Source organism: Moorena sp. SIOASIH (genome assembly GCF_010671925.1).
Lineage (GTDB): Bacteria > Cyanobacteriota > Cyanobacteriia > Cyanobacteriales > Coleofasciculaceae > Moorena.
The window spans coordinates 1,269,878-1,296,387 of sequence record NZ_JAAHIH010000003.1; the positions used below are offsets into that span (position 1 = coordinate 1,269,878).

Consider the following 26,510-nt stretch of genomic DNA (forward strand, 5'->3'; position numbering starts at 1 on the left):
TGAAATACCTCCTAATTGGCTCCTAGTTGTTCTGCCAGCCTTTTAGCAATATCGTCTATTTCGATAAGTTGCTCGCTTTCATCTGCTACCTCCTCTTTTTCAGCTAGTAAGTCTTTAACTAAATAATCTACCAGTTTCTCTACCTTGGGATAATCAAAAGCCAGAGAAGATGGCAGTGAACAATCTAAACTGGATTGCAACTTATTCCTCAACTCAACAGAACTTAAAGAATCCATCCCCAGGTCAAAAAAGCCTGTTGCTAAGGCAATCGATTCGGGATTATTGATTCCTAATACCAGAGCTAATTGACGACGGACATGAGCTACTAATAAAGAGCGACGTTCGTTAGGTGCTGTTGCCTCCAGCTTTAACAGAAATTCTGACTTAGACGTTTCAGAAGTGGTTTGGATTGTTTCCTGCCAATCTGCCAAGAAAGGCCATTGGGCTAATCTCTCCTGCCATCCTGACCACTCAAGGGGAACCACTCCTACTTCTACATCCTCACCACTCATCAGTAGTTCTAGAGACTCTAATACCTGAGTTGGAGATATTACACCCATACCCTGCTTGGATGCCCTCATATCCGCACCCCTTTCTGCCGCCTCTCCCACTTGAGCAACGGCTCCCCAATGAATGCTCAATCCCGACAATCCCATCCCGCGACGATAATGGGCTAACCCATCAAGAAACCCATTAGCTGCCGAATGATTTCCCTGACCAGGTGAACCCAACAGAGATGCTGCCGAAGAAAACAGCACAAAAAAGTCCAATGGTTGATTTTGAGTCAATTGATGCAAATGCCAAGCACCTTGCACTTTCGGTGCCATCACCTGCTCAAAACTAGACCAACTCTGGTTTTGTAGCACTCCATCTGATAACATCCCCGCCGAATGAATCACTCCTGCTAATGGTCGGTTTGATTCCTCAATTCTCTTCCACACCTCTCTCATCGATTTCCCATCAGACACATCGGCCTTTTCCACTACCACTTCCGCTCCTGCCATTTCTAACTCTGTTATTTTTTTCCTAATAGCATCATCCGGTGAACGGCGTCCTAACAATACCAAATGTTTAGCTCCCTTAGACACCATCCAATTAGCTACCAGTAAACCCAAACCTCCCATACCTCCTGTAATCAAATAGCTAGCTCCAGAACGGAAACTTAAAGGCTTCTGAGTCCTAGCATCAGCAAGTTGTGTTTGACTCACCACAATCTTGCCTATATGTTTGGCTTGCTGCATATAACGGAAGGCATCAATGACTTCCTCTATAGGAAATACCTTCACTGGTGGTGGTTGTAGTAAACCGTTGCTCAACTTATCTTTCAACCCTTGCAACATAGAATTGATTAATCCCGGTTGCTGTTGAGACTCTTTGACTAAATCCACTACAAAATAAGATACATCCGGTCTGACTGCTGCTACTTGGCTTGAATCCCAGACTCCTCGCTTGGAGATTTCCACAAACCGACCACCAGAACTGACTACTGAGAGACCCTTGCTAATAAATTCCCCAGAAGTCAGAGAGTTGAGTACAATATTTACTCCTTGACCTTGAGTGATTGCCATCACCTGGTCAGCAAACTCCACTGTCCGGGAATTCATAATGTGTTTGACTCCCATCTGTCGTAGCGCTTCCCATTTGGGAGGACTGGCGGTAGCAAAAACTTCTGCTTCTGCTTGCTGCGCGATTTGAACCGCAGCCATCCCTGTTCCTCCGGCTGCGGCATGGATTAAAACGCGATCGCCAGCCTGAATCTTAGCCAGATGATGCAAAGCATAATAAGCTGTTAAAAAATTAGCTGGAATAGATGCTGCTTCTTCAAAGCTCAGATTTTCTGGCTTAATAACTACATAGGTAGCATCAACAGTTACATACTGACTAAAGCTGCCGTGAGCCATAGCCATAACTGTATCCCCTATCTGAAAGCCTGTGACTTTTGACCCTACAGCTACTACTTCACCCGCACACTCTCCACCAAAACTGTCCATCTCTACTAAGTGTTTTTGAGACATTCCATCCACTTGCTGAGGGACTAATCCTAATGCAGATACTACATCTAGAAAATTCAATCCTGTTGCCTTAACTCTAATTTCTACTTCCCCTGCTCCTGGCGAGCGTCTAGTAACTGGCTCTAGGATTAAGTTATCTAAACTACCCTTCTGGGAACTTCCTAGTTTGAATGGTTGTGATGGTACCAACTGTTGTGCCACTGGTTGCTGATGATGACTAGCCACCAATCGAGCTACATAACGACCATCTCCACGCCATGCCACCTGATCTTCGGAATCCTCTGACCAGATTTCATTAAAGAGTGCATCAGCTTGACCCTCTATAGTCTCCTCTGGGTCTAAATCTATACGAGTACAGTTTAACTCTGGATGTTCCAAGCTAATCACTTTTCCCATTCCCCACACCGAAGATTGGGCTACTCCTGGTATTACGGGATAATTTGACGGTACTGGTTGAGCACCATTCGTTACTAACCATAACCGGGGTGATTGAGATAATCCGGCTTTGACTAAGGCTTGTACCACAGATAAGGTTGTGCCGCACCCTAGCCGAGATAAGTTTTCTAATTCTTCAGAGTTGATAGTTTTACCTAGCCCTGCTTCGGTTGTCCAACATTGTACTACTCCCGATAAAGATGGTGATTTGGCAGCTAGAGTCTCTATCAGTTGCTCAAATTCTGAGAGGTTGTCGGGGTTAATGGTAAATTCTTCCGGGGCAAGCTGTTGATAGCTCTCTCCTGCAAATACTAAGGTACAAACGTCTCCTACTGAGCGCAGTTGGCTAGCTAAGTGTTGAGCAATTCCTTGAGTGTCTGCTAGTATCAACCAACCTTTCGATGTCTCCTTCGTTTGTTCATTGGTTGTGGTAGCTGCTTGGGCTACAATCACCGTTTGCTCTGACAAAGCTTTTGCCATTCCCTCCACTTCTGGCAAGGTAACTACTTGAGTAAAACCTGTTTCACTCAACACCTTTTGCCACTGCTGGCGACTCAGCAGTGGGTAGTCTGGTCGTAATTCATAATCACTGAATTTCCACCATCCTTCTAATAGTCCAAAGATTAAATCCGCCCACCTAATCCGAGTTGTTGCTTCATACAAGACCAACATTCCCCCTGGTGCCAACAGTTGCCGCACATGGGATAAGGTTTGCTTGAGACTTGCGGTTGCATGGAGGACATTGGCCGCAATAATTACATCATATTGATGAGATTCAAATCCTTGGCTGGTCGGGTCTACCTCTATATCTAAGGTTTGATAGCCCAGGAATCGATAATCCCGGAATTTCTCTTGGGCTTTACTGGTGAACAATGCCCCAATATCGGTAAATATATATTCTGTTTGGTTGGGATTGAGATGGGGCAGAATATAGCTAGTTGTCCCTCCTGTTCCAGCTCCGATTTCCAACAACCTTATCCCTCGGCTCGGTGGTAATTTCTCAATAGCTTGAGTGATGGTTTTTTGCACGATCGTGTTCATCACTTTCGCTACACTTGAGTCTTGATACAGTTGGGTTGCTGTGGTTAAATCTCCTTGAGGGAACACCAATTGTACTGGGTCTATTGCTCCTCTTAGTACGACCGCTAGTTGAGATGCACAACGGTCTAACAATGTCAATGTTGCTGCTTCCTCTGGATATTGACTCTGTAAACTCTGGCTTTGTTGAGTCGGGTTGACTTTCTCTAAGGTTTGTTGCACCTGCCACCGTTGTTGCTGGGACTGGAGTATTCCTACTTCTGCTAAGATTTCTAGCAAACGCTGGAACAGTCGTCGTTGGCTCGGAACTATGGCTAAACGTTGGACTGCTGCCTCCAAGTCGAAGCTCTCTGTTGGCTGGTATGACCAACCCATTGACCCCAAGGCTTGCACTATATAATCTACGCTTAATTCTTCTAAGCTCCTGCCAATTTCTGAGGTACGAACATTATCTACTTGAGTTACTAATTCTGCTAGGCTGGGAGTTAATTGTTGGGAAACTTCTACAGGAGCCAGCAAGAAATCAGGAGGTAGCAACTTGCCCAAAAGACCTTTGGTTCTCCATTCTACTTCATACAACCAATTAGTTATTGATTCTACTTCTGTTCTTAGTAGAGTTTGTTGAGTCGCCAGTTTTACTTGTAAACCTTTGACTGTGGCAATGATTTCTCCATCTGGACTCACTAGCGTTACTTGAGTAGTCAAACTTTCTTGAGTTTCCTCGACAGGGGTCATCACTGATGCGTAAGCCCATAGGGAAAGTCCTGGACTACAATATACTTTGAACTGTTCTATTCCTACTGGCAGATAAGTTTTGTCACTATCTGTTTGTGGCAATGCACTAAAAGTTACCTGCAAGGCTGCATCTAGTAATGCCGGATGGAACTGATAGTCGATGGTTTCTCCGAGCAATTCTTCAGGTAACTTAATCTCGGCTAGTGCTTGGTTTTCACCAGACCATAACTTGTATATGCCTTGGAAACTTTTGCCATAGTCTATACCAATTTGCCGACATTGTTGATAATGTTGACTGATTTCTATCGAATGACTACACTCTCTCTGGTATTTTTCCAAGTCTGTTTTAGGAGTTGTCTCTGTTTGGTCTGATCTTATTTTTCCTGTGGCATGGAGTACCCACTTTTGTTCCTCGTTTTCTTGTTCTTGTTGTTGAGAAAATATTTGGAAATTGTAGCTTTGGTTGTCTGTTGTAGTGAGTATGGTTTGGGCTGAAAGCAGTTCTCCTGGGGGCAAAATACATCCCTGGCGAATGAAGAAATCTTCTATTACCAAATTGCGATTTCTCAATTGGTATTTTCCGGCTGCTGTAGCCATTTCTAAATAGGCAGTCGTGGGAAATAATGCTTGATTAAATACTCGGTGGTGGCTGAGGTAGGCTGGGGAGCCTTCCCCTAGGACTGACTGAAAAATTTGTTGTTTACTCGCACAATTGAGTTTTTGACCTAATAGGGGGTGGATATTTTGGCTTGTTGACAAATACTGTTTTTTCGGAAGACCATTATTAGTTTCTAACCAATACCTTTCTCGCTGGAAGGGATATGTCGGCAATGCTACCTTCTGACAAGCATAATCTTGCTCAAATCCTAGCCAATCTACTTGGGCTCCCTCTACATATAACTGTCCTAAACTAGAAAGCATCTGCTGCCATTCTTCTACTCCTGGACGTAATGATGGTAACCAGACACCCACCTCTTCTGGTAAACATTGCTTTCCCATGCCCAGTAATATTGGTTTAGGTCCGATTTCGAGGAATAACTCATATCCTTCCTGATCCAGAGTTGTCATGCTTTGGGCAAACCGCACTGGTTGACGCACATGATTTACCCAATATTCGGCAGAAGTAATCTCAGTATCCACCAGTTGGCCAGTAACATTGGATATCAGTGGTATCCAAGGCTGATGGTAGGTGATTTGATTGGCTACTGCTTCAAACTCTGCCAACATTGGTTCCATCAGAGGGGAATGGAAGGCATGGGATACTTGTAGTTGTTTGGTCTTGATGCCAAGGGATTCCAGGTTAGTTGCGATCGCTCTTACTGCTTCACTATCACCAGAAATTACGATACTTTGGGGTCCGTTGATGGCTGCTATGGCTACTTTGTCTCCTAGGGACATCCCATTCAATGTCTCTAGGACTTTTACTTCTGGAGCCATGACTGAAACCATCTCACCACCAGCAGGTAATTTCTGCATCAACCTTCCCCTAGCGGCAATGAGTTTCAAGGCATCTTCTAAACTAAATACTCCTGCTACTGTTGCTGCTACATATTCTCCTACACTGTGACCCATAACTGCATTTGGTTTAATCCCCCAGGATTGCCAGAGTTGACATAGAGCATACTCTATAGCAAATAGCACCGGTTGGGTATAGGCTGTTTGGTTCAGCAGGGAGGAATCTGATGAGTCGTCTGCTGGATAGAGAATTTCTCGTAATGACTTGTCCCGGAAGGTTTCTACAGTCTTGAGAATATCGTCACATTGGTTAATCGCTTCACGGAAAGTTGCTGCTTGTTGATACAACTGCCTTCCCATGTTCACATATTGGGAACCTTGTCCTGTGAATAGGAAGGCAATTTTAGCTGTTGTGGTGTTATACTCCTGTTGTCCTGAGTAAATTCCAACTACTTCCTCTCCCTGTTGGTGCTGTTGGAGTTTTTCGACTAATTCTTGTTGGTCAGCAGCGACAACTGCTAATCTGTGGTTGAAGTGAGTTCTTCCTGTGTTAGCTGTATAGCAGATATCAGCCAACCCTAATTCTGGATTAGTTTTGAGATAATTTTGATAACTACTCACTAACTCAGCAACAGACGTTTCTGTTTTCGCTGACAGGGTTAAGAGATGAACCGAACGTTCTAAATAATCTTCACTGTTGCCTGTTGCCTGTTGCCTGTTGCCTTTTCTGTAATCTTCACTGTTGCCTGTTGCCTGTTGCCTGTTGCCTTCTTTTAGCGCTTCTTCAATAACGATATGAGCGTTAGTGCCACTAAAGCCAAAAGAACTGACTGCGGCTCGCCTTGGTTTGCCTTCCTGTGCTTCCCAATCTTGGAATTCTGTGTTGACATAGAAAGGGCTATTGGCAAAGTCGATGTGGGGATTGGGTTGATTAAAATGTAACGAGGGAACCAATTTCTGGTGTTTGAGACACAAAATTGTCTTAATTAAACCAGAAACCCCGGCAGCAGTTGAGGCATGACCAATATTAGTCTTTACCGAGCCGATCGCACAAAACTGTTTTCGGTTAGTCCACTTAGAAAAGGTTTCGGTTAAAGCTTCAACTTCAATGGGATCTCCAAGAGATGTTGCTGTACCATGAGCTTCTACATAACTTATCGTTTCTGGATCGATCCCAAATTGCTGATAAACCCTTTCTTCCAAGCGCGTTTGAGATTGGCTACTAGGGGCACTAATGCCATTGGTATTGCCATCATAATTGATGCCTGTACCCTTGATTACTCCGTAAATATGATCTTGATCTCGAATTGCTTGCTCGTAGCTTTTTAGTAACAGAACGCCACAACCTTCACTCCAAACTGTACCGGATGCTTCAGCATCAAAAGTTTTACAACGTCCTGCCGGAGATACCATCTGAAACTGACTCGACAGTATTTGGAAGTCTGGGGTGAGCATAGTGAAAATTCCCCCGGCGAGTGCCAGTTCACTCTCTCCCCGTTTAATACTTTCGCAAGCTTGATGAACAGCAACTAATGAAGCAGAGCAAGCCGTTTCCACAGCCACTACTGGTCCTCGAAGGTCAAGGAAATAGGCTATTCTTGCTGGTACGATCGATAGCTGATTTCCTGATAGCGCCAGTCGATGAGTCCCTAAGCCGGAATCTGATAACAACTTGCTATAATCACTCTTGACAGCTCCAACAAAGACTCCACATTGTTTGCCTTTAAGAGAATCAGGAGCATAGCCAGCATCCTCAATAGCGTGGTAAGCCTCTTCTAAAAAGATTCTTTGTTGCGGTTCGATAAACTGAGCCTCTCCTGGAGAAATCTGGAAGAATGAAGGATCAAATTTGTCAATGTCATCTATAAACCCAGCACACTTGCAATAGGAAGTATCCGGATGTTCGGGGTCTGGATGATACCAATTTTGTCCTTCCCATCTTCCGGGAGGAGGCTCTGTTACACTATCAACTCCATTCTGTAAATTTTTCCAAAATTCTCGATAGTTTTTGGCTCCTGGATAGCGACATGATATGCCAACAATAGCTATATCTGTATTCTGAGCTGGGGTTATTGCATCAGTCTCTTTTGTCGATTCTGGTTCTAATAATAAATTTTCTGCATTTTCTAAAGATATTTCTCCTGAACTCAGTAAAGCTAATATATTTTCTGATTGATATTTATTACTTTGTTTATTTTGACCATTATTTATTTGTTTAACTAGAAATTTTTGTTGTACTTCTTCTCCAGTAACTTCTAGTAACAGTTTTTCTGCATCTTCTAAGGAAACTTCACCAGATTGCAATTGCTGTAGTACTTCTTCTTGCTGACTCATCTGCCCTTGATTAGGTAACCGATAACTAGATGATTCTTTGTGAGAATAGATTTCTGGCATGGTCACCACTACCCTACCTATATGCTTACTCCGCTGTAGATAGCGGAAGGCTTCGACAATATCTTCCCTCGGAAAAGTTTTGTAAACTAATGGATGCAGTTCTTTATTTTCAAAGCATTGTATCAATTTTTTACAAATCTGGGAATATAATTGATCATCTCTATTAAATTCTTCTAGCAAATCAAACGGAAAATACTTGATATCTGAGCGTTTTTGAGCAACTTGACTATGACTCCAGATGTTACGCTTGCTAATTTCAATATATCGTCCTTCTAAAGCAATAACATCTAGATTTTTCTGAATGTATTCTCCATGAGTCAGGCTATTGAAGATAACATCTACCCCTTTTCCCTGAGTGAGTTCCCTGATCTCATTGGCAAACTCCGTAGTGCGAGAATTCATCACATGCTTTATTCCCTGTTCCCGGAGCACAGCCATCTTTTGGGGACTAGTAGTAGCAAATACTTCTGCCCCCCAAAATTGAGCTAATTGAATTGCGGCTTGTCCAGTTCCCCCTGAAGCAGCATGAATTAATACTCGTTCTCCTGACTGAATTTTGGCTAAGTTATACAACCCGTGATAGGCAGTGAAAAAAGGAATCGGAATCGTAGCTGCCTCTATCAGCTTGAGATTGGCAGGTTTGGCTACTAGGTTGTTCGGTGAACAAATAATAAAGCTACTGAAGGCATCATGACATCCGATTACCATTACTTCATCGCCGATTTGCCATTGAGAGACCCCTGAGCCAACACCAACAATGACACCCACAGCTTCAAAACCAAAAGTGAGATGGTCTACACTGGTAATGCCAAGCTTTGTTTGGTTATGCTCTTGCAGCATACCCAGGGCGTTGAGGATATCTCGGAAATTAACTGGTACAGCTTGGATTTGAACCTTGACTTCACCAACTCCAGGGACTTGATTCTCCAGAGATACCCAAGTTAGATTCTTTAGCAGGCCATAACTAGCTATTTTTAGTTGAACTGGTTGATTAGTGGTTTGATGTATTGTTTGATTTGCTACCTTTACCTGCTGGAAGGTTTTTTCATGCATCTCTAACTCCTTGCTTACCACTTCTGGCAATTTAGTGCGAATTTCCGCAGTTAAATTCTCTTTCAATGCCAGTAGAGATAATCTAGGTTTTTCGGCAATTTCTTTCGCTAGTTTCCGAGCAGAGTTTAGTACTTCCTTTCTCGGTAACACTGGAAAAGGGATACCTCGTTGAGCTAATTCTTCTCCACGATATTGCCTACCAGTGTAAATCATTTCTTGCCCTAACTCTGCCCCTAGCTTCTTGGGTAAGATGAGTGAGGTTGAGCCAACTGGGGTTAAACCATATTTCATCAGGTTATTGGCATAAAAACTTTCTCGACTCAACACGATAAAGTCGGCATATAGACCTAGATTAAAACCGCCTCCCAAGGCATGACCTTCCATCGCAGCGATGACTGGTAGCGGACAATCGAGAGCCAAGGTTAATATTTCATAAAAATCAGTAAATTTAATTTCTTCTCTGAAGATTGATTGTAACTGCTCCTGGGTGCCACCTGTAGAAAAGTAATGACTGGTTCCCGCTAGAATTACTACTTTATAAATCTGATTTTGATTAACTAATTCAAAACATCGAAACAATTTATCAATAAACTTTTGAGAAAAACTATTCCTGTTTTTCTCATCATTCATTGTAATTTGTACAATACCATCACCTAACTCTGCCAGTTGTACTACCTCAGAGTTACCATTTCCTAAGTCCTGATTCAAGTTCAGCTTTGCCATGGATATAACCCCTCTTTTGCAAATCGTTTAATTTTTGCTTGAATCGTCGGATCACCCAAGAGACTGGCAGATTTATTGGCAGCTATGTTTTGAGTTTCTGTTTGAATAATCCATAACTTATTCATATAGTCTTTTAATTCCTTAACCCCAGATGAGGGTAAATATCTTAAACGGCGAATATATTGACTAATTAATTTATCAGGGTTGCTGCCATATTCATCAACTAAACTCCAGTTATAGGCTTCTGAGGCAGAAATTGGTTGAGTTGTGAGGGATAAGCGGTAGGCTTTTTGAAATCCCACTCGACGAATCAGAAATGGTAAGACACAGGCAGGTAATAAACCAAATAGTAGTTCTGATAACACGAAGGTAGTAGTTTCATCAGCAATAACCAGATCACTTGCGGCGACAAAACCCACTCCCCCTGCTTGGACTTTACCACGGACAAGGGACACAATCACCTTGCTACTTTGAGACATCTGTTTGAGGATGTTGTAGTAGGCGTGAGCACTGATTTTGGTATCGATGATCTCGCCGTTGGCTATAGCTTGAAAATCCATCCCTGTACAAAATACCTCCGGTAGTCCTTCTATAATCACTACTTTAACAGTTTCTTCAGCTTCAACAGCTTGCAGGGCTGATAACAATTCTTGAGTCAGCTGATCGTTGATGCTATTGTTAGCTTCTGGCCGATAAATCTGGATTCTTTGTACAGCAGGTTGATAATTTATTTTTATGGTTTTATAGTACATAATATTGCTTTATCAATGGTTTATCAACCTGGATTTTTTTTAGCTATCAGTTTTTAGCTATCAGCTTTTAGCTATCAGTTTTTAGCTATCAGGTTTTAGTTCTCAGCTTTTAGCTATCAGCTATCGTCAGTTTTTTTGCTACTGTTACCTGTTCGATTTTATACAGTATTCATCTTTCCGCCTCCCTGGAGACCCCCGCTATACCTAAAAGGTTAGCGGTGGGAGGAAAGGGAGGACAGGGTATTAATTTGATAGGCATATCCGTCCTTTTTGTGAATGGGTATACAGTACTTGTGACTAATTCCTTGGATTAATCCGTTGGTAGTTAAAATGTTGAATGAACCTGTTTTACGAGTAGCAACACGCCCAACGTAAGTTCCGATCTTCTTACCTTTAGTGACAACTGCTTTGACAATATCTCCGGTCTGGAAACCTTTGTGGATCTTGGTTCTTGAACAGTACCGTTTCGGAAAACCAAACTTATCTGTTCGACAGATTTGACGAGTTCCATGGCCTTTGGCTACAATCGATAAAATTTGATAATCCTCAACAAAAATACTTTGAACATCCCCGACGCAAGCGGCATCAAGCCAATGAGTTTTAGGTAGGCTAAACCGACGTCGATTGTACTTAGTTTGACCTCCCGAACCCGTTTTTACCGGCAATCCGGTCAATTTGAGTTCGTTGTACAGCTTCCAGCGAGTTGAGTTAACCGCAGCGGCATCAGCTAACGATCGTTTAGCCTGAGACAGGATTCGTTTCAAAATATCAGGTTTTCCTGACAAGAATTGTTTAATCTCCTGGTTCCCTTTAGCCTGGTTACAATCGCGACAAGCTATTGCTAGGTTGCTAACTCTGTCTGAACCACCTAAAGACTTTGGTTTAATGTGCTCAATTTCTAATTGGACATTTGTTGTGCCACAATAAGCACATTTTCGATTCCATTTTTCAAGTAAGTATTCTCGAATTTCGTAACCGTATAAAGTACCTTGTTGATACTCAGTGCCGGATATCTCCGGATTCTCCATCTTTTTAGTATCAAACCGTACCAACTCCTGGGAAATACCAGTGATGGGGCAAAACCGAACCAGTTTTTTAACCCAAGTCAGAATGTTATGAACTCTAGACATTAAACTAGGAGCCAACCATCCCTCTGAACGTTTCCGATTAAGAAAGCGAGCTTTTCTATAACGAGTTTTACGATTACGGCGAAAACTTCTTAGTTGCCGTCTTGAAGTTAGAGCGTCTCGGATTTGGAATCCACGATGCGTTATTTCAGCACCCCAGATAACAGTGTTGCCTTGCCGGATTGCTAAGCCTGTTGTTTTTGCACCTGGGTCAATTTTTAACTGGTGATTATGAGTCGTGCAGTTTTCCACCTCCAAATCTGGCAAGATGATTGTAAATGGATACCTTCTAAATACTTTTGCTCTACCTTGCTTGAGCAATAATCTGGCTCTGGCAGGACGGCAAGGATCTAGTGGCTTAAGGTTTTTATCGAGTACAAAAACACGCATAATTGTGTCTTCCTCCTATTACTAGGGTTAAGTTCGCTTCGCCAAGGTTTTTTGAGTTTGTCTTGTTAATAGCACTGTCTTAACCCGTTTATGACTATTTAACTATTAACCACAGAGCAGAAGACTAGCGACGCATCTAAAGGTGTGATAGCTCAAAAAACGTAGACTCAAAAGTCTGAGGCTGGTCACGTTGTGAACTTTTTCAAGCCCCCGTTATAGCCGATAGGCTTAACGGTGGGTTCGTGACGGTTGCTCACCCAGATAAAACACTAGTACAGCGCGGCGGAAATAACCCACCAGTTTGAGTCGATATAATCTTTACTCCATAAGCATTTTGAATTTTGAATTTTGAATTACGCGCAGCGGTACTAGAGCTATACCCATTCATATTCTCGGTGAAATTCCTTGATTGCTTTTAAGACCAACCGACCCTTTCCTGCTATTTGTTTCCAGACTCCAGGGAAAAGTTGATAGTCTAAGGTAACGTTTCTGGTGCCAAAGGCAACTGCACTACTATGATAGAGTAATTGCTCATATTCCTCCATACTCAAAGAGTAGCGGTCTGCTAATTGGGATGATATACCTTGTTGAGCTTGAATTTGCTTTCCTTCTGGAATCACAACCCCACTATAAAATTCGGAACAACAACCAGAACCATAGGAAAACATCCCAATTCTGCGAGGGGTACTGAAGTCCCCATTGTCGATAGTACTAGCTAGAGATAAAAACAAGGTTGCCCCCATAATATTGCCTACCTGTTGGCAGTATACTAATCCCGGCATTACCCTCCTTTGGAAGTCCGCTTCAATCTCGGCAGGTTTAGCTTTTTTTAACCTACGCATCATATTTCTATGAGCCCCTTTAACCATACCACCAAAAGGGGTATGAAAACTCAAGTAGTCAAAACTTGCTTGGTAATCTACCCCTTCGACTCGGTTCTGATAATGTCGGTAGGCATTTTCGCAACAGTCTAGGTAAGAAAGTAAGGATAAGTCAGCATCTCCTGCTTCTGAATCAGGATTAGGTCTACAGGTATCCATGACTTCATAACCATAGTAGCCGTTGCAGCCCACATCAATTTGAAAAATGTAGGGAGTATCACTGACTAAAAGAGCCACTGCCCCAGCACCACTACTTGGTTCCGCAAAAGACCAATCTTCACTAAGAGCTTCCCCTCCCTCCGCAACCAGAAACCGAGAGATATCGGTGGCGATAACTAAGGCTTTGACTCCAGGAAAGGTTTGGGACAGAATCAAGTTGATGGCCATCTGTAAGCCTGCTGTTCCTGAGTAGCAAGCTTGCTTGAGTTCAAACATGCGACAGTTACGACTTAAGCCCAAATACTCCTGAATATAGGTGCTCATCGATTTGCCAAAGTCAATGCCTGACTCGCTGCAAGTAATCACCATTTCTATGCGCTGCTTGTCAGCATTACTCAAGCGATCAATGATGGGCTTGGCGGCATTAACCGCATAGGAAACTGGATCTTCATAGGGCAGAGAAACTGCTTTCTCTTTCATCATTAGATTGTCAAAGCGTGAGATGTCCAACTGACGCGCTTGTACCAGCTTACGCACATCTAATTGAGCTGCACCTCCATATACACTGAGAGCTTCAATGCCAACTGATTGCATAGCTTTACTCCTTGCCCAGTAATAGAGCTGTATTGATGCCGCCAAAAGCAAAACTGTTGCTGATGGCATATTGAATTTCCCCTTGAACAGCAGTTTCTTTAACCCAATTGAGGCTATCATCAACGGGGTTAATCAAATTGTGGGTTGGATGACAAAAATTAGAGTTCATTTGTAATAAAGTAGCGATCGCTTCGATAACTCCAGCAGCAGTTAAACAGTGACCGGTCAAAGACTTAGTTGAATTGAGAAGACAATGGTTAAGTCCTGTGGATTTTAAGGCAGCTACTTCTGTCCTGTCACCAAGGGGCGAGCCGGTACCATGAGTATTGACATAATCAATTTGCTCTGGTTTTAAGTCTGCCATGGCTAAAGCTGTCTTCATCGCTCGTTTTTCACCGGTTTGAGATGGTTCAGGACTACGATTGCCAGCTAAATTGAAGCCCCAACCAAGGAGTTTGCCCTGGGAAACTACTCCTCTTGCTTGAGCGTGATTAGCTCTTTCTAGGACTAAAACTCCACAACCCTCGCCATAGATAAAACCGTCATGGTTGTGGTCAAATGGTCTACAGGCAAGCTCTGGGTTATCAGCAAAACGTTCACTACCCATAGCTCCCAAATTCATTAGTCCTTGACATTCATAAGCACAGATATCAAAGAGACTACCAACGGCAATACTAATATCAGTCACCCCCATTAAAATTTGACGAGCTGCATGAATGATAGCTACTGCTCCACCAGCAGATGCTCCACCTACGGTATAACCTTCTCCTTGAATCTGAAAATACTGGGAAAGTAAACCCAAAATATCCGTATCCCAAACTGTTAGTCCATAAGTGGGTCGGATAAATTCTGGACGTGATTGATAACGTTGCCAGGTTTGTTGCAGATGACGTTGTTGTAGATTGGAGCCACCGATGACTAAGCCAATACGTTCGGGGTTGACTTGGTTAGAGGTCAGTTTAGCATCTTCCCAAGCTTCAGCAACAGCGAGCAGGGCAATTTGCCCACTCCAGGTTGCACTGCGTAACAATCCACTGTGTTTAGGAAATAGATTTCTGACATCAAGCTCTGGCAGTTCTGCACCAATAAATGGTTTACTAGGTTTTTCCCTTCCTGGTCGTTGCAGATAACCAAATTGAGTTTTGCCCGATAATAGGGCTTCCCGAAAAGGGTGAACTCCTTGGGCAATGGGGGTAACAATGCCCATACCAGTGATCTTGATGTCGTCATTCATACCAGTTTTCCCTGGTGTTTAACTGACTTTGGACTATTTCCCATGTGGACTACTTCCCCTGATTGACGTTTGTTTTTTTCCACTACTAATACCAAACAACAAACAACAAACAACAAATGACAAATGACAAATGCTATAATTTCGCCGCAAATAAATCAGCGAGTTCCCCAATATTATTGGCTCCAGCCAATTCAATGCGGGGAATATTCAAGGATAAATCCTCCATCACCATCATGATAATTTCTGCCCGATTAACTGAATCAATGCCTAAGTTTTTTAAGCTATCAGTTGATTCTAGGGGGGCTTCTTCTAATTCTGGTGCTACTTCACGAGTGTATTTTCTAATGAGTTTGAGTACTTGTTCTTTGCTCATGTCGTTCCCCTGAAATTTCCTCCTAAACTGTAACCTGTTGTTTGAGTTGTTGAACCAGTTGGTTTGCCTCCTGGACAGTCAACTCATTATTGGCCACCTTATTGAGGATCGCACGTAAGCGTACTTTTTGACTCATCTCCTCTGAAGAATCTCCCTGTGAAGCATGATTTGGCGAAGATTCTTGGCTATAACCTCCATTGCCATTACCTTGGGGTAATTTACTGCTGCCGGTAGCAGTAATTTCTTGGGCAATATATGCTGCTAGCTCTAATAAAGTAGGATAATCATACAACTTGGTGGCTTTGAGGTTTAAGTTGTAGGTTTGATTAATCGTGGTTGTCCATTCCACTCCGACGATTGAGTCTAAGCCTAAATCAACAAATTTCTGGTCTTCGGCAATTTCACTCTCTTCTGTATACAGTGCTTCCGCTAGCTGCTGTTTTAGAACCTGCTTAACCTCTGATAGGTTTACCTGGGGTTGAGGCAATGGTTGTAGGGTTTTCAAAGGCTGCTGACTAACCTGGGGTTTTGTACCCTGACTTGCCAAGGTTTGGGCAATATATGCTGCTAGCTCTAATAAAGTAGGATAATCATACAACTTGGTGGCTTTGAGGTTTAAGTTGTAGGTTTGATTAATCGTGGTTGTCCATTCCACTCCAACGATTGAGTCTAAGCCTAAATCAACAAATTTCTGGTCTTCGGCAATTTCACTCTCTTCTGTATACAGTGCTTCCGCTAACTGCTGTTTGAGAACTTGCTTGATTTCTGATAGGTTTACCTGGGGTTGAGGCAATGGTTGTAGGGTTTTCAAAGGCTGCTGACTAACCTGGGGTTTTGTACCCTGACTTGCCAAGGTTTGGGCAATATATGCTGCTAGCTCTAATAAAGTAGGATAATCATACAACTTGGTGGCTTTGAGGTTTAAGTTGTAGGTTTGATTAATCGTGGTTGTCCATTCCACTCCAACGATTGAGTCTAAGCCTAAATCAACAAATTTCTGGTCTTCGGCAATTTCGCTCTCTTCTGTATACAGCGCTTCAGCCAACTGTTCTTTGAGAACCTGCTTAACCTCTGATGGATTCACCTGGGGTTGAGACAATGGTTGTAGGTTTTTTAAAGGCTGCTGACTAACCTGGGGTTGAGGCAGCGGTTGTAAGGTTTCCAAAGGTTGCTGAGTTTGAGGAACTGAGCCTAAAGGAGAAGAAATGCTTGGTGTTTCGTCAAAACTAATAGCTCCAGTGGCAATCCTTTCTGGTAAGGTTTGTTGCACATGAGGGATGTCTCGTAAATAGGGAGATTTTAGCCCCTTCTGGACAGCACGGGAAACCATCACTAAGACACTATCTTTGTTGTAACGAGGTAGGGTTTTGTAGTATCTCGAATGCAATTGAGAATATTTTGAGAATAAACCCAACCGTTCCTCATCCACCCGCGTATCATAGTCTACCAGTCGAATCACAAAAGCACGACGTATCTTATGTAGACCAGGTTTTAAGGGAACTGATTGATGTAAGACGTATTTATTGAAGAAAAAGGCATCCCCTAGGTCATACTCGTCTTCTTCATAAGCATCTTTAATCGTATAATCGATCACATCTTCAGTGATTTTATTATAAATAGTATTGGCATTCGCCACGTATTCATTCAAATCTCCTTGGGATTCATCCCACTTAATATTATTTTTTAAATGTAAGTCAAAAACAGTGTAATAAAACTGACCGGGAAATCTTTTGAGCGGTACATATTGCATGCCACCTCGATATTCTTTAGTTATTTTATCTAAGGGTATCCAGATGGAAGCACCAAAGTCTTCGGTTTTGGTAAATGAAAACGAACCGACTCCCACATGCCAAGGCAATCCTTTACGGTTTGGTTCCACCGAAAACATGGCATTGTGCATGATCATCAAGTTTTTGCCGGTGATGTAATTCAGCAGAGCCAGCTTTTCTTGGATAAAAGAAGAGACAAAATCGTATTTCACCAAGTCATAAGCATGATCATTGGTGTCAATATCATCAATCCCCCCCAGTTTCAAAGTTACTTTTTCCTTGGATATATCGCTTGTCTGTTTGGCCTGCTCCAATGTCTCTTGAATTCTTTTTATTTCAGAAAAATCAAATATTTTTTTGATTTGACAGTATCCCTTTTCTTCATATTCTTGTTTGAGTTGTTCAATTTGTTCCCGGTTCATCGTTTCTGGCTCCTTGGTTGGTTCTTGGTTAAGAATAATATCTTGATTTTCCGCTTCAAGATAAGCTTGATTCAGTTGAGCAGGTTCTGCCTGAATCAGTGGAACTCTCAATTGAGCCAACTCTCTTTTGGCTAGTTGTTGTTTGGCTACTGTAGTTTTTGGGAAAGACAGTAGCGCTGGGTTGGATAATCTCAGTTTTGGTTGCTGTAATCTTGACTCTTCCTTAGTTGCTATTTCCTGGGGTGAGGTTAAATTTTCGTGGGATTTACCTTCTCCGCTTCCCCGTGTTTCCGCGTCCCCGCGTCCACTGTTATCTTGATTTTTGTATTGCTCAAGAGCACTTATCCAATATCTTTTTCGTTGCCAGGGATAAGTCGGTAACACGATTTTTTTGGGAGCATTATCCTGGTAAAATCCTAACCAGTCAACCTTGATTCCCTGTACATATAACTGCCCCAAACTTTGCAGCATTTGTAACGACTCTGGCTTACCAGAACGCAAACTTGGCAACCAGAGTTTTTTGCTTTCCAGCAGACATTCCCGTCCCATGCCGAGCAAAACTGGTTTAGGACCAATTTCTAAGAAGATACCAATATCTTGTTCTGCCAAAGTCTTGATACCTGCGACAAACCTGACTGGTTTAACTACATGCTCTACCCAATAGTCAGCTGTAGCAATGCTCTTGTCTGCTATAGTTCCTGTGACGTTGGATATTACAGGTATCTTTGGTTGATGGTAGGTGATTTGCTGGGCTACTGCGGCAAACTCTGCCAAGATTGGTGTGATCAAGGGAGAATGGAAAGCGTGGGATACCTGTAGCTGTTTCGTCTTAATCGATTCTGATTCTAGTTTGTTGACAATAGCTCCAATCGCTGCTGCTTCCCCAGAAATGACCACACTTTCTGGTCCATTGACGGCAGCAATTGCCACTTGGTTGGTGTAATCAGAGATTGCCTCTATTACCCGAGATTCTGGTGCCATCAAAGAAACCATCTCGCCACCAGCGGGTAATTGCTGCATTAACCTTCCCCGCAGGGCAATTAATTTCAAGCCATCTTCTAAACTAAATACTCCGGCTACAGTTGCTGCCACATATTCTCCCACACTGTGGCCCATCACCACCTTGGGCTTAATACCCCAAGATTCCCATAACTTGCACAAGGCATATTCTAGGGCAAACAGTGCCGGTTGGGTATAGGCAGTTTGGTCTAGTAGAGAAGAATTTGAGTTTGGTGTATCTTGAGGATAGAGAACTTCTAAGAGGGGATGTTCTAGATAGGAACCTAAGATTTGGTCACATTGATCTAAAGCTTGACGGAAAATAGAGTTAGTTTGATACAGTTGCCTTCCCATATTTACATACTGGGAACCTTGACCTGTAAACAGGAAGGCTACTTTGGGACGCTTGCGACCAATCTTTTGACCCTTCAGAACTCCTGGTGTTTCCTCTCCTTCTGCCGTAGCCTTTAATTGTTCCTCTAAATGCTCTGTCGATTTGGTGACAACAGCGAGGCGATATTGGAAGTGCGATCGCCCCACATTGGCTGTGTAACAAACATCTTCTATTGCCAATTCTGGATGTTTTTGCAGGTGGTTCTTATAACTGGTTACTAACTCATCTAGAGCTGCTTCTTTTTTCGCCGAAAGCGTTAGCAGATGAACCGGAGGTTCTAACCCTTCTTCTTCTATGCTCCCCTCCTTGGGAGGGTTCACTGTTAAGAGTTCCCTATTCTCCACTTCTGCCAACACGACATGGGAGTTTGTGCCCCCAAAACCAAAGGAACTCACACCGGCAATTGCTGGTATTGACTTTTCTGGCCAAGGTGTGAGAGTTTCCTGTACTCGCAACGGCAGTTTATCGAACTTAATATAAGGATTGGGTTCGTTAAAATGCAGACTAGGTGGAATCTGGCGATAGTATAGTGACAGCGCCACTTTAATTAATCCGGCAATGCCTGCTGGTGCTTCTAAATGTCCGATATTGGTTTTTGCTGAACCCACTGCACAGTAGTCACCAGGAGCACGATCTTGAGATAGCACTGCTCCTAAGGCTTTCATCTCCATCGGGTCTCCCAGTTTTGTCCCTGTTCCGTGGGCTTCTATATACTGAACCTGACCTGGTGAAATACCTGCATTTTTGTATGCTGCTCGTAAAACCGCTTCCTGTGCTAAGGGATTGGGGGCTGTTAGCCCGTTGCTGTATCCATCTTGGTTAACGGCGCTTCCCTTGACTAAGGCATAGATGCGGTCTCTATTAGCCAGGGCTTGAGATAGTGGTTTAAGTATCACTAACCCCGCACCCTCACTACGCACATAACCATCAGCTTTGGCATCAAAGGTTTTACACCTACCGTCAGCAGCCATAAATCCTCCTTGGGCATAGGCTACCGACATCCACGGGGATGTCACAATATGTACGCCTCCCACCAAAGCTAGGGTAGATTCTCCACTCCACAGGCTTTGGCAAGCTAAGTGTACTGCTACCAGGGATGAGGAACAGGCAGTATCTATGGCCATGCTCGGTCCGTGGAAGTCGAAAAAGTATGAGAGGCGATTGGCGTTAATACAATTTAAGTTACCTGTGCCTGTATAGGTACTAAAATTACTGGTGTTTTGGGCGATGAGTTCGTAGTAGTCGAAGCTTGATACCCCCATGAATACCCCTGTGGGTGTACCTGCCAATTCTTCTGGTGGTTGTCCAGCGTCTTCTAAGGCTTCCCAAGCTAGTTCCAGCAATAGCCGTTGTTGGGGGTCCATTGTTTGGGTTTCTCGGGGAGAAATACCAAAAAAATGCGGGTCAAATCGATCTACTTGCTCTAGAAAGCCACCCCACCGACTGTTCGTTTTCCCTGGCTTGGAGATGTCGGCGTCATAAAATAATTCGTTATCCCACCGAGAAGCTGGTACTTCGGTAATGGCGTCTATACCATTGCATAGTAATTCCCAGAAAGCTTCTGGATTTTTAGCTCCTGGAAAACGACATCCCATTCCTATTATTGCTATTGGTTCTTTATTCATCATTTTTTCAGTTTCTGCTACCAGCACACAAGCCTTTTCTGTGGAGATAGCGATGTGTATTGTTTAACTACTTACAAAACACTCTAGGGCTTCAAATACAGCAGTTCATACTCTTTGGGCTTAGTCAAAGATAATAAAGATTGCAAATCTTGGGCTTCAATTTTTGGGAGCATCTCGTTTTTACCTAAGACACTTTCTATTATGCCTTGAAAACCTAGTATTTTCGTTATTTTGCAGAGTATATTTTCCAAAATGGAATGCCCACCAATTTTTTCTGGAACGATTTTTAATTGGCCATCCTTAACTGATAGGATTTTATAATTCATTAAAGATTGTATTAGTTCTATTTCATTAGAGATAAAATTCCTAAAATTTTCCTCCAGTTGATAATCACCTGATTCTTTGAACTCTTGCAAAACTCTATCTCTCGTCTCACTAGCCTTCTTTACCATCAAACTCCACTCATAATCATCGGTTTCATCAACTCTTGTATTTTTAACCCGACGATAGACTTGAATATAATTTTCCAGGAATTTTGTATATGGTTCTTTATGCCTCATATCGTTGAAATACTGACGAATAAATTGTTCTAGCTCTTCAGTCAGCTCAACTGAATCCATCTTGCTGGTTCCCCATAAATATGCAAATACATCAATAAAATCATAATATTTTTCATTAATTTTTTTGATCAGGTCTTCAACCCCGTCAACAGCATATTCTCCTTTCAGACGATATTTCAATGCGTTATTAGGAAAGGCATAATAAAACACCATATCTTTGATTGAGTTAATTTCGCTGGGTTTATAATCAATGCCGATTAACCTTGCTAGATCATCTGTATAAAATCCAAAATATACTAAGTGATCTGCGCTGCGAGGTTTAGTTGTCCCATAATAATGATTATTGTAAGCGACAATACGCTCGTCCAAGTTATGATGTATTTTCTGATGAAATTCTGATTGAGTTATCATTTTATGAACGAACAACCCTTGCATTTCAATTATATTTGCCAGACCTCCTGTATAAGGACGGGTATATCCAATAAAGTATACATTGTTCAGTGTACGGGGTATTACACCCATAAAATTATCTCTGTATTGATATTCATAGGGAGTATTTCCATCAATCATAATTTTTGGCAGTCTCGGTTGTTCCGGATCCCCTTTTATATACTGATGGAAAGCTCTTTCAATGCCTGCATAAGTGATTGTTTTCTTTTCAAAATTAATTGCGGTATCTTTGGGCACAACAATAGCTTTACCTGTATGCAACCACATTGCGATATCATTCAATAAGTAACCTTGAGAAATAGACTCTTCAAGGTTATTACCAAATTTATCTGCATATTGATCGATAGGCCAGTATTTGATCGCAATTGTACCGCTTGCAGGGCGTGACTTACTTGTGATATAATTATCATCACGTACAGTCACAGGAAATTGATCTCCCATTAGAATTGGTTTCTTTGAACCTATAGGCAGACCGTAGATAACAGAGCCATAATGCTCATGGGACATATACCTAAAGTTATGACCTTCTAGCTGATCTAAGGTATATATTGCTCCTGCTCCTGGAACTACTTTATCTCGAGCATTAAACCCGTTCGTTCTAATGATAATTTTGTTGTTATTGGGGATCAATTTTGATATGATTAGATTGGCCGAGTCTCCCATCGTATCAAACACAAAGGTTTTGTTCGATACACTGTAATCAATATCATTAATATGGGTGTGTATAGCACGACTAAACCCTGTGGAGCAGATCACGTGTTTGGCATTCAGTGTTTTGCCAGATTTTGTAAAAATTACACTATGCTCTTTGAAATTATCTATTCTCGTCACCCGATCCCTTATTATTTCATTCTCATATACCTTTCGCCATCTCTGGTGCATTTCATAAAATTGCTTTGATGTAGGATAATAATCTTCTACAAAATCCTTTACCAAATCAAATGAATAAAAGCTAGTTAAATAACTGGATACTAGGTCGAAATCCAAACGGTTACTTTGACTCAGAGCATCCCATACACTATTGCTTTCCTCGGAAATTATTTTAAACTCTGTTCCCGTGCGCTGTAATTCCCTAATCAATGGCACCGCACTAAATCCAAAACCAATGATACATACTTCTATCATAATATTTTGCCTGATATTTTTTTTAAAAAAAAAATTTTAAATCCAAACTAGCTGCACCATCAAACTTTTTGATAGCTTCTACTTTGATGTACTGACTGGGTAATATATCTTATCTTTTTTTTTTCTATCCATCCATTTTTTATAAGCCATAATTTACCGAAAACTATTATTTTTCAGTGATCAAGTTTTTTTTGCTAGCTAGTTTGAGGTAGGGATAATATTCAGATATTACCAAATCTTCTCTCCCCAACACTAACTAGTAATATCAAATCCGCTAGCATCAGTATAAATTAGATAGTTAATTATGAGTCAGTAGTCACCAAGTCAGTAGTCAGGAGGGAATATAATTTAGAAAGATTTGGCAATGACTGGAGATGGAACATTTTTTTATACCGAATTAAGCGGATTTGATATAACCTTCAACAAATATTATCCACCAAAGTGCTCTGCCATAGCTTCTATTGTGGGGTAACTATACAGGATTGTCGGGTCTATTTCTTTTCCTATCCAATCCCCGAAATCGCTTGTTAAAGATATTGATGCTGAAGAATCTAGACCGTAACGATTAAAAGAAGTGCTTGTCGATATTTCTTCAATTTCTAGATCTAATAGTTGTGACAGATAAGAAATCAACCACTCCTGAACCTCATCTACTGTGGGTTGATTCTTATTCTCTATACTTCCATTATCTACAATAGTCAGGTTTTCGGTCTCTACTGTTAAGTTTTCCATAATTTATTGATGGGTAGTTACTAGATTTTCCGGAAATTATTGACTACTTGATACGTGTAACTATCATCAGCTATCACCAATTAATGATAGTTACACCTCCTAATCTTGTTCAGGTTTCTAATTTTTATTTCTTCTGAACAATTAAGCTAACTTCTTAGCTTCGATCATTTTTGCTGTTGGCAACTTCACATCCCAAACCAAACCTAATTTTTCCAATACCCAAATTAGGCAGTAACCTAAATCTATTTGCCACCATTTTAAACCGATCGCTGCCGAATTTTCAAAAGTATGGTGATTATTCTGCCAGGATTCTCCAAAAGTAGGAATAGCCACCCAAATATTGTTCCGACTCTGGTCTTTACTATCGAAAGGATGAGTCCCAAAAGCATGAGAAAATGAATTGATACTTAAAATGGAGTTATCTACGACAAACATCCGTACAAATCCACCCCACAGAAGACCTTCCACAGCCCCTATCCAAGAGCCATGAATAATTCCTCCTAAAATAGTTGGCATTAGCAGACCCAAAACTATCCACACTACATAATGGCGATTAATCTTGCTAATGGTTTTGTCTCGCATCAATTCTGGCGCATAATACATGGGGTTAGGATACTCGTGGTTTGTTAGCCAACCCACATGGGCGTGCCAAAGACCTCGTAATGTCCCAAATATTCCTTCCCCTAGTAATTCTGGATTTGGGGAATGGGGATCACCAGGCAGGTCGCTGTACTCGTGATGGCGACGATGCACTGCTACCCAGGAAACTACAGGTCCTTGAGCGCCCATACAACCTAGAATTGCTAAAATGACACTCATGGTCTGGCTGGTTTTAAAAGCACGATGGGCAAAGTAGCGATGTAGTCCCACACTCATCCCAATCATACTCAATGCCCACATTCCTATTAGTAATCCTATTTCCACGCTACTGATCGGGTACCACCATAGTAAAGCGATCGCTATTAGTGTTCCGATTGTTGGAATGACATTGTACAACAGAAAGTGTTTGGTCTGGAGACCTTTAATGTAATCATTTGATATGGTTTTTGACTTTTGAGTTTTGGCTGGTTTAAAATATTCTTTGGTCACATCCATTTGAATTGACATCAAACTGTCTCCTATTTTACCATTTGCTAAACTTTTTATTTTTTTTTAATGCCATATCACCTGTTTAAGACTAAGTATCTAGGGCATAATTTTCCCGGTTCCCGAATTGGCGGTATACCTGTAAATTCATTCAATCAAATTATATCATCAAGCTTTATCCAATCAACCCATCAAAACTCCCTACATTTAAGTGGAGACGGCTGCTCCACTTGTACTTGCCACTTTTACCCTGGCTTCCAACTGGTCTAATGTGCCCTCCAAAAACTTAACTCGGCAAGCAGAGCGTTGTATTTTGCCACTTGATGTTTTAGGAATGCTCCCAGCTTTGATTAATACCACATAATATACCTGTACATCATGTTCGTCTGTGACTGCCTCTCTAATATTTCCCACTACCTCATCCCTATCTAGTTGTTTTTGGTAACTCCGCTCCACCTCCTGAACCACTATTAAACGTTCTTCTCCCTTAATCTCCACTGCAAATGCTGCTCCATGACTAGATCGCAGTGATGGGTGACTTTGTTCCACTGTCAATTCAATATCTTGGGGATAATGGTTGCGACCACGAATAATAATAACGTCTTTGATACGCCCTGTAATAAATAGTTCACCATCTTGCCAAAATCCTAAATCCCCTGTGCGCATAAATGGCCCCTCACCACTTTCGGCGAGGTAAGCATGAAAAGTCTTTTTTGTCTCTTCTAACCTATTCCAGTATCCTACAGCCATACTAGGATCGCAGACCCAAATCTCCCCTACCTCATCTGGTTGACATTTTGTCAAAGTGTTTGGATTAACGATCGCAACTTTCATCCCACAAATGGGAGGTCCACAACTAACTACTCTTCGTACTAGCTGATCTTTTTCTGCTGGTGAGACTACTACAATTCTATTTTTTTCTAGGGCGTCTGCTGCTAAGGTCAACACCCCGGCTTTTTCCCCATGTTTTTTAGTCGAAACCAACAAAGTTGCTTCGGCTAATCCATAAGCTGGATAAAGAGCATCCCTACGGAAACCAAAAGGAGCAAAAGTGGCAATAAAATTTTCCACTGTTTCTTGACGAACTGGCTCAGCTCCATTACTAGCTGTCCGCCAACTACTTAGGTCTAAATTCGCCCGTTGTTCCGGTGTGGTTCTTCTTAGGCAATGTTCGTAGGCAAAATTTGGTCCCTGGCTATGGGTGACTCGGTAGTGTGAAATTGTCTGTAGCCAACGAATGGGTCGCATATAGAAGGCTATGGGGGACATCACATAGCAGGGAATACCGGAATATAGGGGTTGGATTAATCCATCAACGAGTCCATAATCGTGAAAATGGGGAACCCACGTTGTAGCGATACTGTCTGATGTATAACCCCAAGCTTCTTTTATGTAACTACAATGGTGTATTAAATTTTTGTGGGTTAGCATCACACCCTTTGGTGTTGAAGTGGAGCCGGATGTGTATTGAAGATAAGCAAGAGTATCGCTATTTATATCTGGTTTTTGCCATTCTTGTGATCGGGGAGTAGGAATTTTATCGCTAACTATCCATTTGATGCTTTTGAATTCTGAAGACAACTGCGAAGTGGCAACTTTAAGTTGGGAATACTTTGATTCATCAGTAAGTATTACCGAAGCTTGGGCATCTTTGACGATTGCTTCAAGCCTAGGTAGTGTCCGCTTCAGTCTAATTGGGTCTGGTGGTGGTGCCGGAATGGCAACGACTCCTGCATACAAACACCCAAATAAGGCGGCCATAAATTCTAGTCCCTGTGGATATAGGAGTAAAGCCCTTTCATTCCTATCTACTTGTTTTTGAAGTTCTACAGCAATTGCTCTGGCTTTTTCATCTAATTCTTGGTAGCTTAGGCGAATTACCTCTTTTTCACCATTCTGTAGGAAACTGTAAGCTTTTCGATTAGATTGATTTAGGGAGCGATATTGGAGAAGGTCAATTAAAGTAGAAAATTCTTGCTCATTTTTCATATAC

The 26,510-nt window shown here is 41.9% G+C and carries 11 protein-coding genes; all 11 read right to left on the reverse strand.

Annotated elements, in window-relative coordinates; all coding sequences use genetic code 11:
* Window positions 1-11 precede the first annotated feature (11 nt).
* Window positions 12-9,845: a type I polyketide synthase gene (locus F6J90_RS20545; RefSeq protein ID WP_293097467.1), complete on the reverse strand. Its 9,834-nt coding sequence runs from the start codon at window positions 9,843-9,845 to the stop codon at window positions 12-14.
* Window positions 9,833-10,597, reverse strand: a complete 765-nt coding sequence (locus tag F6J90_RS20550; RefSeq protein WP_293097469.1) for an enoyl-CoA hydratase/isomerase — start codon at window positions 10,595-10,597, stop codon at window positions 9,833-9,835. Before F6J90_RS20550 ends, F6J90_RS20545 begins: the two co-directional genes overlap by 13 nt.
* A 212-nt stretch (window positions 10,598-10,809) precedes the next feature.
* Entirely contained in the window at window positions 10,810-12,114 is a 1,305-nt protein-coding gene (gene iscB, locus F6J90_RS20555; RefSeq protein ID WP_293097471.1) for an RNA-guided endonuclease IscB, read from the reverse strand.
* 374 nt (window positions 12,115-12,488) lie between these two features.
* Complete coding sequence (locus F6J90_RS20560; protein WP_293097474.1) at window positions 12,489-13,817, reverse strand: hydroxymethylglutaryl-CoA synthase family protein; 1,329 nt, start codon at window positions 13,815-13,817, stop codon at window positions 12,489-12,491.
* Window positions 13,753-14,982 (reverse strand): beta-ketoacyl synthase N-terminal-like domain-containing protein, encoded by a 1,230-nt coding sequence (locus F6J90_RS20565; RefSeq protein ID WP_293097476.1) that lies wholly within the window; start codon window positions 14,980-14,982, stop codon window positions 13,753-13,755. Before F6J90_RS20565 ends, F6J90_RS20560 begins: the two co-directional genes overlap by 65 nt.
* A 133-nt stretch (window positions 14,983-15,115) precedes the next feature.
* Complete coding sequence (locus tag F6J90_RS20570; protein WP_293097478.1) at window positions 15,116-15,355, reverse strand: acyl carrier protein; 240 nt, start codon at window positions 15,353-15,355, stop codon at window positions 15,116-15,118.
* A 22-nt stretch (window positions 15,356-15,377) separates the two neighbouring features.
* Entirely contained in the window at window positions 15,378-20,567 is a 5,190-nt protein-coding gene (locus tag F6J90_RS20575; RefSeq protein WP_293097481.1) for a type I polyketide synthase, read from the reverse strand.
* Window positions 20,568-20,647: 80 nt separating this feature from the next.
* Complete coding sequence (locus tag F6J90_RS20580) at window positions 20,648-22,699, reverse strand: hypothetical protein (RefSeq protein ID WP_293097483.1); 2,052 nt, start codon at window positions 22,697-22,699, stop codon at window positions 20,648-20,650.
* A gap of 429 nt (window positions 22,700-23,128) precedes the next feature.
* Complete coding sequence (locus F6J90_RS20585) at window positions 23,129-23,431, reverse strand: acyl carrier protein (protein WP_293097486.1); 303 nt, start codon at window positions 23,429-23,431, stop codon at window positions 23,129-23,131.
* A gap of 141 nt (window positions 23,432-23,572) precedes the next feature.
* A complete protein-coding gene (locus F6J90_RS20590; RefSeq protein WP_293097489.1) occupies window positions 23,573-24,538 on the reverse strand; it encodes an acyl-CoA desaturase in 966 nt (321 codons plus the stop codon).
* Window positions 24,539-24,724: 186 nt separating this feature from the next.
* A complete protein-coding gene (locus tag F6J90_RS20595; protein WP_293097492.1) occupies window positions 24,725-26,506 on the reverse strand; it encodes a fatty acyl-AMP ligase in 1,782 nt (593 codons plus the stop codon).
* Between the last annotated feature and the right edge of the window lie 4 nt (window positions 26,507-26,510).